The 12,407-nt window shown below is 73.0% G+C and carries 11 protein-coding genes; 4 read left to right on the forward strand and 7 right to left on the reverse strand.

From position 1 onward, the window contains the following. Position 1: 1 nt before the first annotated feature. From ACIBQZ_RS07865 to rsmA, 3 genes are read right to left on the reverse strand one after another with little or no spacing between them, the layout of a single operon-like run. Positions 2 to 949: a 4-(cytidine 5'-diphospho)-2-C-methyl-D-erythritol kinase gene (locus ACIBQZ_RS07865; protein WP_396087704.1), complete on the reverse strand. Its 948-nt coding sequence runs from the start codon at positions 947 to 949 to the stop codon at positions 2 to 4. Next, positions 946 to 1,518, reverse strand: coding sequence for a Uma2 family endonuclease (locus ACIBQZ_RS07870; RefSeq protein ID WP_396087705.1), 573 nt, complete (start codon positions 1,516 to 1,518; stop codon positions 946 to 948). The genes ACIBQZ_RS07865 and ACIBQZ_RS07870 overlap by 4 nt, the downstream gene beginning before the upstream one ends. Then, positions 1,515 to 2,414: a 16S rRNA (adenine(1518)-N(6)/adenine(1519)-N(6))-dimethyltransferase RsmA gene (gene rsmA, locus ACIBQZ_RS07875; RefSeq protein ID WP_396087706.1), complete on the reverse strand. Its 900-nt coding sequence runs from the start codon at positions 2,412 to 2,414 to the stop codon at positions 1,515 to 1,517. The genes ACIBQZ_RS07870 and rsmA overlap by 4 nt, the downstream gene beginning before the upstream one ends. 82 nt (positions 2,415 to 2,496) lie before the next feature. On the opposite strand from rsmA, the gene ACIBQZ_RS07880 reads away from it, so the two are divergent. Next, positions 2,497 to 2,916 carry a hypothetical protein gene (locus tag ACIBQZ_RS07880; protein WP_396087707.1) on the forward strand — a complete coding sequence of 140 codons (420 nt, stop codon included), beginning with the start codon at positions 2,497 to 2,499 and terminating at the stop codon, positions 2,914 to 2,916. Here ACIBQZ_RS07880 and ACIBQZ_RS07885 read toward each other — a convergent pair whose 3' ends face one another. Then, positions 2,917 to 3,813: a TatD family hydrolase gene (locus ACIBQZ_RS07885; protein ID WP_396087708.1), complete on the reverse strand. Its 897-nt coding sequence runs from the start codon at positions 3,811 to 3,813 to the stop codon at positions 2,917 to 2,919. It lies immediately after the preceding gene. A gap of 77 nt (positions 3,814 to 3,890) precedes the next feature. On the opposite strand from ACIBQZ_RS07885, the gene ACIBQZ_RS07890 reads away from it, so the two are divergent. Continuing rightward, entirely contained in the window at positions 3,891 to 4,925 is a 1,035-nt protein-coding gene (locus tag ACIBQZ_RS07890; protein ID WP_396087709.1) for a hypothetical protein, read from the forward strand. 26 nt (positions 4,926 to 4,951) lie between these two features. On the opposite strand, the gene ACIBQZ_RS07895 is transcribed toward ACIBQZ_RS07890, so the two are convergent. Both ACIBQZ_RS07895 and metG read right to left on the reverse strand, forming a co-directional pair. Then, on the reverse strand, positions 4,952 to 6,178 hold the full coding sequence (locus tag ACIBQZ_RS07895; protein ID WP_396087710.1) for a PKD domain-containing protein: 1,227 nt from the start codon (positions 6,176 to 6,178) through the stop codon (positions 4,952 to 4,954). Between the two features lie 168 nt (positions 6,179 to 6,346). Then, positions 6,347 to 8,143, reverse strand: coding sequence for a methionine--tRNA ligase (gene metG / locus ACIBQZ_RS07900; protein ID WP_396087711.1), 1,797 nt, complete (start codon positions 8,141 to 8,143; stop codon positions 6,347 to 6,349). 110 nt (positions 8,144 to 8,253) lie between these two features. Between metG and ACIBQZ_RS07905 the strand changes: the two genes are divergently transcribed. After that, positions 8,254 to 9,759, forward strand: a complete 1,506-nt coding sequence (locus ACIBQZ_RS07905; RefSeq protein ID WP_396087712.1) for a hypothetical protein — start codon at positions 8,254 to 8,256, stop codon at positions 9,757 to 9,759. Between the two features lie 6 nt (positions 9,760 to 9,765). Here the strand turns inward: ACIBQZ_RS07905 and rsmI are convergent, their stop codons facing one another. Next, positions 9,766 to 10,617, reverse strand: coding sequence for a 16S rRNA (cytidine(1402)-2'-O)-methyltransferase (rsmI, locus tag ACIBQZ_RS07910; RefSeq protein WP_396087713.1), 852 nt, complete (start codon positions 10,615 to 10,617; stop codon positions 9,766 to 9,768). Positions 10,618 to 10,690: 73 nt separating this feature from the next. On the opposite strand from rsmI, the gene ACIBQZ_RS07915 reads away from it, so the two are divergent. After that, positions 10,691 to 12,280, forward strand: a complete 1,590-nt coding sequence (locus tag ACIBQZ_RS07915; RefSeq protein ID WP_396087714.1) for a dolichyl-phosphate-mannose--protein mannosyltransferase — start codon at positions 10,691 to 10,693, stop codon at positions 12,278 to 12,280. The last annotated feature ends 127 nt before the right edge of the window (positions 12,281 to 12,407 follow it).

Genomic DNA, 12,407 nt, shown 5'->3' on the forward strand with positions numbered 1-12,407 from the left:
TCTAGGTTACCCGGGCGCCCGGCATCGGCCCGCGCGCGGTGACCGCGCTCCGGCAGACCCCCGCCTTGTTCAGGTCGGCCGCCACCTGGTCGGCGTGCGCGCCGTCGGCGGCCAGGAAGACACAGGTCGGCCCGGAGCCGGAGACGATGCCGGCGACCGCGCCCGCGTCGTAGCCGGCCTTGAGCACGTCGGCCAGGGCCGGGCGCAGCGACAACGCGGCCGGCTGCAGGTCGTTGGCGAGGGCCGCGCCGAGCACCTCGGGCTTGCGCTGGCGCAGCGCGCCCATCAGCTCGTCCGCGCTCTCCAGCGCGGTCGGCGGCCACGGGCTGTCGCGCAGCCGGTCGAGCTCGCGGTAGACCTCGGGGGTGGACAGGCCGCCGTCGGCGATCGCGACGACCCAGTGCCAGGTGGTCGGGCGGGCCAGGATCGGGCTGACGGACTCGCCGTGGCCGGTGCCCAGGGCGGTGCCGCCGTACAGCAGGAACGGCACGTCCGAGCCCAGCTCGGCGCCGATCTCGGCCAGCTCGTCCTTGCCGTAGCCGGTGCCCCAGAGCAGGTCGCAGGCGAGCAGCGTGGCGGCCGCGTCGGCGCTGCCGCCGGCCAGGCCGCCGGCCAGCGGGATCGTCTTGCGCAGGTGCAGCCGGGCATGCGCCGGTACGCGCGCCTTGGCGGCCAGCGCCCGCGCCGCCCGCAGGATCAGGTTGCTGTCGTCCAGGGCCAGCTCGCCGGCGCCTTCGCCCTCCATGGTCAGCGTGAGGGTGTCGCCGGGGCGCGCGGTCAGCTCGTCGAAGAGGCTGATCGCGTGGTAGACGGTGCTCAGCTCGTGGTAGCCGTCGGCACGCAGCGGACCGACCCCGAGGTGCAGGTTGATCTTCGACGGGACCCGGACCTTGACCGGACCGGCGTACCGGCGGGGCTTGTCGTCGTCCGGCCCCCACGCCTCCGTCACGGAGTGATGTCCGAGATCGCCAGCCGGATCTCGAACGGCGCGCTCAGCACCAGCTCGTCAGTCGAGTCTGCGACCAGCTGGTATTCGCTGCCCACCAGGTCATATGCGAAGACGTGTAGCGGGTCCTGTTCGATGCGCCAGTAGTGGGTCACACCCGCAGCGGCATATTCCACCGGCTTCTGGAGGCGGTCCCGTTTCCTCGTGCTGGGCGACACGATCTCGACGGCAATGGCAGTCTGCGCCGCGTCATAGAAGTGGCTGTTCACCACCGGCTCACGAAGCAGAACCACATCGGGTTCGAGCGAGTTCTTGAATCCTGTCGCGACGCCGACCGCCAGACCCGGGCGATATCCTTCTGGAGCATGCTGACGGAACCACATCCACAACAACGCTCCCGTGTCCTGGTGGCCGAGAGTGGATGAAGGGACCACGACCATGACTCCATCGTTCAGCTCGACCCGAGGCGCGTCATCCGGCAATTCCAACACGTCTACCACCGTGTAGTTCGCCGCGCGCTGCCTGATCGGGTCCGGGGTCCACATGACGTGGCCCGTGGGTTCCGCCGTCATCGGTCCACCTCCTCGTGCCGCCTGCCCGACGCGCTGAGCTTACCGCCGTACCCCGGGCCTGTGGCGGCAGCCGCGATCGCGGCGAACTGGCCCACCGTGAGCGACTCCCCCCGGGCCTGCGGGCTGACCCCGGCCGCGACCAGGACCTCCTCGGCCTGCGCCGCACCGCCGGCCCAGCCGGCCAGCGCGGCCCGCAGCGTCTTGCGGCGCTGGGCGAAGGCCGCGTCGATCACCTGGAAGACGGTGCGCCGGTCGGCGCCGGCGGGCGGGGTGCGTGCGGTGAACGACACCAGCCCGGAGTCGACGTTGGGGACCGGCCAGAACACCGCGGGCGGGACCTTGCCGGCGGCGCGGGCCGCGGCGTACCAGGCGAGCTTGACCGACGGGACGCCGTACACCTTCGAGCCGGGACCGGCGACCAGCCGGTCGGCGACCTCCTTCTGCACCATCACCAGGCCGCCGCGCAGGGTCGGCAGCTCGGCGAGCAGGTGCAGCACGACCGGCACCGCCACGTTGTACGGCAGGTTCGCGACCAGCGTGGTCGGCGCGGGGGCAAGCTCGGCTGCCCGGACGCGCAGCGCGTCGGCGTGGTGCACGGTCAGCTTGCCGACATCGGCGCGGGCGGCCACCGTCTCCGGCAGCGCGGCGGCCAGCACCGGGTCCAGCTCGACGGCGTGCACGTGGGCGGCCGCGCCGAGCAGTCCCAGGGTCAGCGAGCCCAGCCCGGGCCCCACCTCCAGCACCACGTCGTCGCTGGTCAGGGCCGCTGCGGCGACGATCCGGCGGACCGTGTTGGGGTCGTGCACGAAGTTCTGGCCGAGCTTCTTGGTCGGCGCGACGCCGAGGCGCGCGGCCAGCTCCCGGATCTCCGCCGGGCCGAGCAGTGCGTCAGCCATGAGGTCAGAGCCTACGGCCGCCGGGGAGTGACGCGGCGGCACGGGGCAGCGGCGGGTGGCCCGGACACGGTAGAACGAGGTCATGACCGAGCTGCTCGAGCTGCGCGGGGTGGTGGAAGCCGCCCCGGACGAGGTCGCCGGGGTGCTGCTCGACGCCCGGCCGGGCGGGCGCTCGCCGCTGGCGGCCACCGGCTCGGCGGTCCCGTCCCGCGGTGACGAGTTCACCGTGGTGCGCGAGGGCAGCACGATCACGGTGACCCTCGACCGGGCCGCCCGCTCGATCACCGAGCAGGGCGAGTGGTGGTACCGCGGCGTCACCGGGGTCGAGCCGCACGAGCGCGGCTCGCTGGTGCGCCACCGCATCTTCAACGTGGCGCCGGGGCACCGCTGGGCGGTCCGGTTCGTCTCCCGGGGTCCGCTGGCCGCGGCGCCCACGGCGTTCGCGAAGCTGCTGGGCGGGCTGGGCGAGCAGCTGGACTGCGCCGCATACCCGCTGGCCTGATCAGCGCCAGGGGCCGAAGACCCGCTCGCCGGTGGCCGAGACGGCCGCGCAGAGCGCGTCCAGGTCGGTGCCGTTCGCCTCGGCCAGCGCCCGCATGGTCAGCGGGATCAGGTACGACGCGTTGGGCCGCCCCCGGTACGGCACCGGCGTCAGGTACGGCGCGTCGGTCTCGACCAGCACCTGCTCCGGCGGGGTGAGCGCCGCCGCCGCCCGCAGCTGGACCGCGCCGGCGAAGGTGACCGTCCCGGCGAAGCTGAGCAGATACCCCCGGCGTACGCACTCCGCGGCGAACTCCGCGTCACCGGAGAAGCAGTGCAGCACCACAACGTCGGGCGCGCCCTCCTCATCGAGCACCCGCAGCACGTCCGCGTGCGCCTCCCGGTCGTGGATGATCAGCGGTTTGGCGTACCGCTTGGCGAAGCCGATGTGCGCCCGGAAGCTGAGCTCCTGGGCGGCCCGGCCGTCCTCGCCGGTGCGGAACGTGTCCAGGCCGGTCTCGCCGAGGCCGCGGACCCGGGGCAGGGCGGCCAGCGCCTCGATCCGGCGCAGCGCCTCGTCGAGATCGGACAGCCTTGGCGCCTCGTTCGGGTGCAGGGCCACGGTCGCGAGCACCGCCGGGTGCCGGGCGGCCAGCTCGGCGCCCCACTGCGAGGACGCCACGTCGACGCCGATCTGGAGCAGCCGGTCCACTCCGGACTTCGCGGCGGCGTCGATCAGGGCCTCGACCGGGTCGTCGCCGGCGGCGCCGCCGGGCACCCCGGCCTCGTGCACGGTGATGTCGAGATGGGTATGGCTGTCGAAGACCGGTACGGCCAGCGGCTCGGGCGCGGGCGGGAACTCGCCGGCGCGCCGGGCGGCCCGGGCCTTGCGTGACTCGGTGGGCTGAGAACTGTTCATCGCCGTCCAGGATCACACAGGACGGCGGGTAACCTCGCGTTCATTTCGAATCCACCCGCAGGGCCTAAGTTGCACCCGTGACCGTGACCGGTGAGGACACCGAGGTCGGTGCCGATCCTCTCGAACCTCCCCTGCTGGCCCCGCTGCGCCGCGACCTGACCTGGGACCGGGTCCAGTCGATGAGCCAGTCCGCGGGGCACCGGGACGACGCGGTGCTGCACCGGATCCGGGCCACCGCGGCGGTGCGCCGGGGCACCCGGATGACCAAAGTGCTCTCCGCGGCCCAGCTCGCCGGTCACCTGGCCGGCTGGCTGCCGTACGGCTTCTGCTACCGCGCCTGCGACATCGCCCACCTGCGGCTGCCCACCGAGCTGGCGCTGCTGCGCACCGACGGCGCCGGCGACCCGGCGGTGACGTACGCGCTGCGCTGGCGCGCGGTCGACCCGAGCGACTACGAGATCCCGATGGGCGAGGTCCAGCAAGGTCTGACCGCGTTGCCGGCCCACTCCCGGATCGGCCCGATGGTGCTGGGCACCGGGTTCACGCCCAGCACCGACGACCTGATCCCGGAGTTCGTCACCGCGGGCTTCGCCGACCTGCCGCTGCCGGCGAACGCGCAGCTGCTGGCCTATCCGGGCACCGGCGACGAGGTGGTGCTCTACACCTACCAGCCGGAGCAGCACGGCTGGCTGCGGCTGGCCGGCCCGCGCTGGCGGCACCTGCTGGACGGGCTGCCCGGGGTGAGCCCGGACCGCGAGTACGTGCCGTGCACCGACGCCGGCTCGGCGCGGCTGGTGGGGCGGATCAACGAGCACGAGTACCAGGCGGTGGCCGACCCGCCGGAGGAGTTCCGGGTGCGGGCGCTGACCCGGGCCGCCCGCTACCCGGTGACCACGCTGAGCCGCCGGGCCGAGCAGGCGGTGTGGCGCGCGGTGCCGTGCTGGGTGCTGCAACGCGACGACAGCTGGGCGCGGCTGCGGCTGGTGCACCCCGACGCGGACGCGGTGTCCGCGGTCGGGGCGCGCTGCTACGAACGCGGCGTCTACGAGGTGTGGGCGCCGCTGCGCGAGCTGGCCGACCACCACATCGCCGAGCTGCCGTACCAGCTGTAGGCGGCGGGTGGCCGGCGCGCTCCCGGTCAGCTCCGGGTGATCTTGACCTTGACCGTCTTGAACTTGCCCCAGTTCGCGGACACGTCCTGGGTCGCGGCGTCGACCCACAGGGTGCCCTTGGCCACGCCCTTCAGCCGCAGGGTCCACTTGCCCTTCTTGGCCTTCACGTAGTGCGGCACGCAGTACTTGTCGGCCTGGGCGTCGCTGGTGACCCGCTTCCAGGTGTTCTTGGCGCTGTAGCAGTAGAACTTGCTGCCGGTGAGCCGGGAGGCGTACACCGCGACGCGGTACACCCCGGATCCCTTGTCCTTGGCCGTGCCGGTGGCGTACTTCCAGGACTTGATCCGGTTGCTGCTCTTCGGCTTCTTGACCGTGGTGACGGGCTTCCAGCTGTCCCGCTTGACGGTGACCTTGCCGATCACGAAAGCCGACGAGGCGCCGTACCGGTTGTGGAAGGTCGCCCGGAGCGACACGGCGCCCGAGATCTTGCCGCCGTCCTCATCGGTGTCGAGGTACATCCGCGAGGTCTGGTTCTTACCCGTCAACGTCGCGATGTAGCCGTCGCCCTGGTCGAAGACAATCTTCGTGGTGCCGGCCGGGACCTTCGAGAACGTGACGGTGAACGACTCGTTCGACCAGACCGTGGTCTTGCTGAGCTTGAACGCGCCCGGCGTCGTGACGGTGACCACGGAGGCGGCACTGCTGGTGTTGCCGGCGGCGTCACGGTAGGTCACCGTGACCGTGAACTTGCCGTTCTTCGGGTACTTGTGCGCGTACGTGGCCGTGTCCGCCGCCAGCGTGCTCGACGTGCCGTCACCCCAGGCCGCGACGCGGGTGATCTGGTCCGGGGCGCTGGTGTCGTCGGTGACCGCGCCCTGGACGAGGCTGACCGACTGGCCGATCCAGAGCGCCGCGGAGTTCAGCGTGAACCGGCCGGCCGGGGCGACCGTGTCAGCCGGGTCCGGGTCCGTGGGCACCGTCGGCGTCGGCGTGGGCTCCGTCGTCGCGGTCGGCTCCGGCGTCGGCTCGGGCGTCGCGGTCGGCTCGGTCGTCGCGGTCGGCTCGGGCGTCGGCTCGGCGGTGGTGGCGGTCGGGCCCGGCGCCGGGTCGTCCAGCAGGGCCGCTGCCTCCGGCGGGAGCGTGTGCGTGACGCCCGGGTCGGCGGACGCGGGCGCGCCGACCAGGCTGCCGCCGGTCAGCAGTGCGCCGGTGACGGCGACGGCCAGCAGCGGGCGGGTGAGGCGTGGGTTCATCAAGCTCCTTCGAGGGGGTTCCGCACCCCGAAGGAGACACGTCATCGGTACGGCAGCTACGTCAGAACGCTGCCGTACCGATGAAACGCTTGCGTATCCCCCGTGGTTCGCGCTGAAGGTACCCGACGACCACGAAAGAGATCAATCCGGTTTATCGCCGTGGATCGATCAGGAGCCGAGGCGCTCCAGCTCCTCCTCGACCACCGAGGGGTCGAGCTTGCGGAAGACCGGCTTGGGCGCGGCCAGCGGGGTGCCGGCCACCAGCGGCACCGACTCCCACTTGGCGCCGACGGTGTAGTCGCCGGTGAGCACCGGGTAGCCCGGGCCGCCGTCGAGGTCGTCGACCTCGACGATCGACGGCATCGGCGCGTGCACGCCGGTGCCGCCGAGCAGCTCGTGCACCCGCTGCGCGGAGTGCGGCAGGAACGGCGTCAGCAGCGTGTTCAGGTCGCTGATCGCCTGCAGCGCGGTCGCCAGGACGGTGCCCATCCGCGGCTTGACGGCCTCGTCCTTGAGCTTCCACGGCGCCTGGTCGGACAGGTACTTGTTGGCCTCGGCGACCAGCCGCATGGCCTCGCCGATCGCCGCCTTCTGCCGGTGCTTGCCGATCAGCTCACCGACCGAGGCGAAGCCGGCCCGGACCGTGTCGAGCAGCGCCTGGTCCTCGGCGGTGGGATCGACCGAGGGCGGGATCGCCCCGAAGTTCTTCGCGGCCATCGAGATCGACCGGTTGACCAGGTTGCCCCAGCCGGCCACCAGCTCGTCGTTGTTGCGGCGGACGAACTCGGCCCAGGTGAAGTCGGTGTCGTTGGACTCCGGGCCGGCGGCGGCGATGAAGTAGCGCAGCGCGTCGGCGTCGTAGCGCTCCAGGAAGTCGCGGACGTAGATGACGACCTTGCGCGAGGAGGAGAACTTCTTGCCCTCCATCGTCAGGTATTCGCTGGAGACCACCTCGGTGGGCAGGTTGAGCCCGCCCAGCGAGCCCGGCGCGCCGCCCTTGTCGCCCGAGCCCGAGTAGCCGAGCAGCAGCGACGGCCAGATCACCGAGTGGAAGACGATGTTGTCCTTGCCCATGAAGTAGTAACCGAGCGCGTCCTTGCCCTGGGCGTCGGCCGACCACCACTGCCGCCAGGCCTCCGGGTCGCCGGAGCGGCGGGCCCACTCGATCGAGGCGGACAGGTAGCCGATGACCGCGTCGAACCATACGTAGATGCGCTTGTCGGGCCGGTCGCGCCAGCCGTCCAGCGGGATCGGGATGCCCCACTCCAGGTCCCGGGTGATCGCCCGGGGCTGCAGGTCGTCGAGCAGGTTGCGGGAGAACTTGAGCACGTTGGGGCGCCAGCCCTCGCGGGCGTCCAGCCAGGTGCCCAGCGACTCGGCGAAGGCCGGCAGGTCCAGGAAGAAGTGCTCGGTCTCGACGAACTGCGGGGTCTCGCCGTTGATCCGGGAGCGGGGGTTGATCAGCTGCTCCGGGTCGAGCTGGTTGCCGCAGTTGTCGCACTGGTCGCCGCGGGCGCTCTCGTATCCGCAGATGGGGCAGGTGCCCTCGATGTAGCGGTCCGGCAGGGTGCGGCCGGTCGACGGCGAGATCGCGCCGAGTGTGGTCTTGGCGACGATGTAGCCGTTGTCGTGCAGGCCGGTGAACAGCTCCTGCACGACCGCGTAGTGGTTGCGGGTGGTGGTGCGGGTGAACAGGTCGTAGGACAGCCCGAGGCCGTGCAGGTCCTCGACGATCACCCGGTTGTAGCGGTCGGCGAGCTCCCGGGGCGTCACCCCGTCGGCGTCGGCCTGGACCTGGATCGGCGTGCCGTGCTCATCGGTGCCCGACACCATGAGCACGTCGTGGCCGGACATCCGCATGTACCGGCTGAAAACGTCGGAGGGCACCCCGAAGCCGGAGACGTGACCGATGTGGCGCGGGCCGTTGGCGTAGGGCCAGGCGACCGCGGCAAGAACGTGACTCATGGTGCCTAAGCGTAGTGACCCCCGCGGACGGCGGGCAGCCCGCCCTTTTTGTCCCGACACGCCCCATCATCTCCCTGATCGCCGCGGACCGCCGTAGTCCAATGGGAACCATGACGGGTGACGCGCCACAGCCTGGGGAAACACCGCGCGACGACGGCACCCCGTGGTCGCACGCCGACCCGGCCTCGCCCTGGTGGCGGGCCGACGAGCCGGACCAGGCCGCCGAGCGGTCACGCGGCACACGCCGCCGGGCCGCCCCGGCACCCACCCTCGAGACGCCGCAGCCGGCCCAGCACACCGGCGCGGCCGCCGAGGCGCACCGGGCGGGCGGCCAGGACGTGCTCGCGGCCCTGACCGGCGAACCGCCGAAGGCCGCCGCGCCCACGGTCCCCGGCCATCCGCCGGTGGCGGAGCTGAAGGTGGCGAAGCCCACCGAGAAGCAGCCGCGGCACGCCCAGCCCGGCGACGGCAAGGCCGTCGAGCAGGACCACGACCGGGTGGACGCCGAACGGTTCAACACCGCCGGCCAGGGCACCGTGTACGCCGCCCGCAGCCGGACCCGCGCAGCCGAGCCGCTCCACACGGAGACGGCCCGCGCCGAGGCGACCCACACTGAGGCGACCCGCGCCGAGGCGACCCGCGCCGAGGCGACCCGCGCTGAGGCGACCCGCATTGCCGAGGTGGCTCCCGTCAAGACGGCGGCCCCAGCCAAGACGGCGCCCGCCGCCAAGACGGCGCCTGTCCCCTCGACGGCGCCCGTGCCCGAGGCGACGCCGGTTCCCGAGGCGACGCCGGTTCCCGAGCCGGTCGCGGCCGTACCGGATGTGATGGTGCTGCCGGAGCCCGAGCGCAACCGGCCGACCGTCGCGCTGGACCGCACCGCCGTGCCCGGCCAGACGCCCGCCGGGCCGCCCCGGCCGGGCCGCGGCCGGCCGGACCCCGCCCGCGCCGACCGGGCCCTGCAGGACCGGGTACGCCAGGAGCGCACCGCCGCCCTGCTGGAGACCTCGCCCTTCTGGAAGGCCGAGGAGGAACGCCGCGCGCACACGTGGCCGCCGCCCCCGGAGACCCGCGAGCAGCCCGCCACCACCGGGCGCCCGTCCCGCCGCCGCGCCCGCCCGCCCCGCCGGCCCGCCACCGGGCTGTTCGCGATGCTCGCCCTCGCGCTGGTCGCCGCGTTCTTCGCCTGGGTCGGCGCGGAGCCGTTCTGGCTCGCCGTCGGGCACGGCGACCGGGGCTCGGCGACCGTCGAGCGCTGCACCGGCGCCGGCGTCACCCAGCGCTGCACCGGCCGGTTCGTCCCCGCCGACGGCGCCTACCGGGTGTACGCCCTCGCGCTGTTCGGCGTCGAGCCCGACCGCAGCGCCCCCGGGATGAGCTCACCGGCGCGAATGGTCAGCAGCGACAGCCGGCAGGCGTACGTGGGCAGCACCGGCCTGCTGATGCACCTGCGCTGGGCGCTGAGCTTCGTGCTGGTGCTGCTCTGCGGGCTGGGCATCGCGGGGCTGACCGGGGCGCGGCGGCTGGACTCGATCCCGGCCCGGCGCGGCGCGCTGCTGGCCAGCCTGGCCGGGCCGCTCGTGCTGCTCGCCGGGTTCCTCGCCGTCGCCTTCTGAGCCGCTCTACGGGGCGGTGTGCACGAGCGCGTACACCTCGCGCTTGCGCAGCCCGTACGCGTCGGCCACGGCCTGCACCGCGTCCCGGCGGGAGGCGCCGGCGGCCTCGCGCTCAGCGACGGCCGCGCGCAGGTCCGCGTCGGCCGGCCGCTCGGCCGGCCCGGCGGGCGCGCCCGCCACCACCACGGTGATCTCCCCGCGCGGCCCGGTCTCGGCCGACCAGGCCACCAGCTCGCCCAGCGGGCCGCGGCGGATCTCCTCGTAGGTCTTGGTCAGCTCGCGGCAGACCGCCGCCTCGCGTTCGGCGCCGAAGGTCGCCGCCAGGTCGGTCAGCGCCGCGGTGATCCGGTGCGGCGCCTCGAAGAAGACCAGCGTGCGCGGCTCGGCGGCCAGCTCGCGCAGCCGGGACCGGCGGCCCGAGCCGGTGCGCGGCAGGAAACCCTCGAAGCAGAACCGGTCGCTGGGCAGCCCGGACAGCGCCAGCGCGGTGGTCACGGCGCTGGGCCCGGGCGCGGCGGTGACCGGGAAGCCGGCGTCCAGGGCGGCCCGGACCAGCCGGTAGCCGGGGTCGGAGACGCTCGGCATGCCGCCGTCGGTGACCACCGCGACGACCTTGCCGGCCCGCAGCGCGTCGACCAGATCGGGGGTACGGCGCTCCTCGTTGCCCTCGAAGTACGACACGATGCGCCCGGTGACGGTGACCTCCAGGTCCCGGGCCAGCCGTAACAGCCGGCGGGTGTCCTCGGCGGCCACCACGTCGGCGCCCGTCAGCACCTCCCGCAGCCGGGCGGACGCGTCACCGATGTTGCCCAGCGGCGCGCCGACCAGTACGACCCGGCCCGTACCCGTCTCCGTCACCCGGGAAGTCCATCACACGACGACGCGCGGGCACCGGGCGCCGTGGACTTGTCCCGCGGCCTACGATCGCGGGGTGACTTCGGCGACAGCTGAGACAGCGATCAGCAGAGACGTCCCCCCGGACGAGCCCTCGGAACCCCCGGCGACCGGCGGCGCCGGCGGCGTGCCCGAGGCGGTGCGGCGCCGGCTGGCGACGCTCGACAGCTGGTGGAACCCGTACTCGTGGCTGGTCACCGCGGTGATCGTGGGGATCGCGGCGATCCTGCGGCTGGTCGGGCTGGACCGGCCCAAGGGCTACGTCTTCGACGAGGTCTACTACCCGACCGACGCCTGGGACATGTTGCAGTACGGCGTGGAGTGGGACGAGAAGACCAACGGCCCGGCGTACGTGGTGCATCCACCGCTGGGCAAGTGGCTGATCGCGCTCGGCGAGAAGGCGTTCGGCAACAACGAGCTGGGCTGGCGGATCTCCGGCGCGATCGCCGGCACGCTGATGATCCTGATCCTGATCCGGGTCGCCTACCGGCTGTTCCACTCGATCGTGCTGGCCGGGATCGCGGGCCTGCTGATGACGCTGGACGGCTTCCAGCTGGTGCTGTCCCGCACGTCGCTGCTCGACATCTTCCTGGGGCTGTTCATCCTGGCGGCCTTCGCGGCGCTGGTGCTGGACCGCGACCACTACCGCCGGCGCTGGCGGCGGGCGCTGGAGCGCGGCTACGACCCGGCGAATGCGCGCGGGCTGCCCCGCATCGTGCCCTGGTGGCTGCTCACCGCGGGCATGCTCTTCGGCCTGGCCTGCGGGGTGAAGTGGAGCGCGCTGTTCTTCGCGCCGTTCTTCGGCCTGCTGGTGCTGGTCTGGCGGATCCAGGCGCGGCGCTCGGCGGGCGTGCGCCGGCCCGTGCTCAGCGGCCTGCTCGGCGACCTCGGCTACCTGGTGCTCAGCCTCGTGCTGACGTTCGTCTTCTACCTGGCCACCTGGACCGGCTGGTTCGTCACCGACACCGGCTACTTCCGGCACTGGCAGGAGGCGAACGGCCACCGCGAACCGCCGGTGCTGGGCGCGCTGATCAACCTGCTGCACTACCACTCGGAGGCGTACAACTTCCACAGCGGCCTGACCGACCGGCATGTGTACCAGTCGTGGCCCTGGCAGTGGCTGCTGCTGGGCCGCCCGGTGGCCTTCTACTGGAACGGCAACGGCAGCTGCGGGGCGCCGAGCTGCGCCGCGGAGATCCTGCTGCTGGGCACGCCGATCCTGTGGTGGTCGTTCCTGCCGGCGCTGGGCGCGCTGGTCTGGTTCGGCATCGCGCGGCGGGACTGGCGCGCGTTCGCCATCGGCACCGGCGTGGTGGCCGGCCTGCTGCCGTGGTTCTACTTCGCGGTGGCCGACGGGCGCACGATGTTCGCGTTCTACGTGCTGCCGGCGCTGCCGTTCCTGATCCTGGCCGTGGTGTACACACTGGGCGCCATCATGACGCCACCGGCCGGGATCGTGGCGGGCCCGGGACGCACCGACCGGCAGCTGGTCGGCACCGTCGTGGCCGGCGTCTACGTGCTGCTGGTGGCGCTCTGCTTCGCGTACTTCCATCCGATCTTCGTGGGCCAGCTGATCCCCTACAGCGACTGGTCGGCGCGGATGTGGCTGGGCAGCCGCTGGATCTGACCGGGCCGGAGAGCCCCGGAAACGCGGAAACGCCCGTCGCTCGAGGAGCGGCGGGCGTTTCTCGTGAAAGTAGGTGCGCGCCCCGATCGCCTGCCACGGGGGAAGCGGGCGATAGAGGCGCGCATGA

This window comes from Actinoplanes sp. NPDC049599 (assembly GCF_044465625.1).
GTDB lineage: Bacteria > Actinomycetota > Actinomycetes > Mycobacteriales > Micromonosporaceae > Actinoplanes.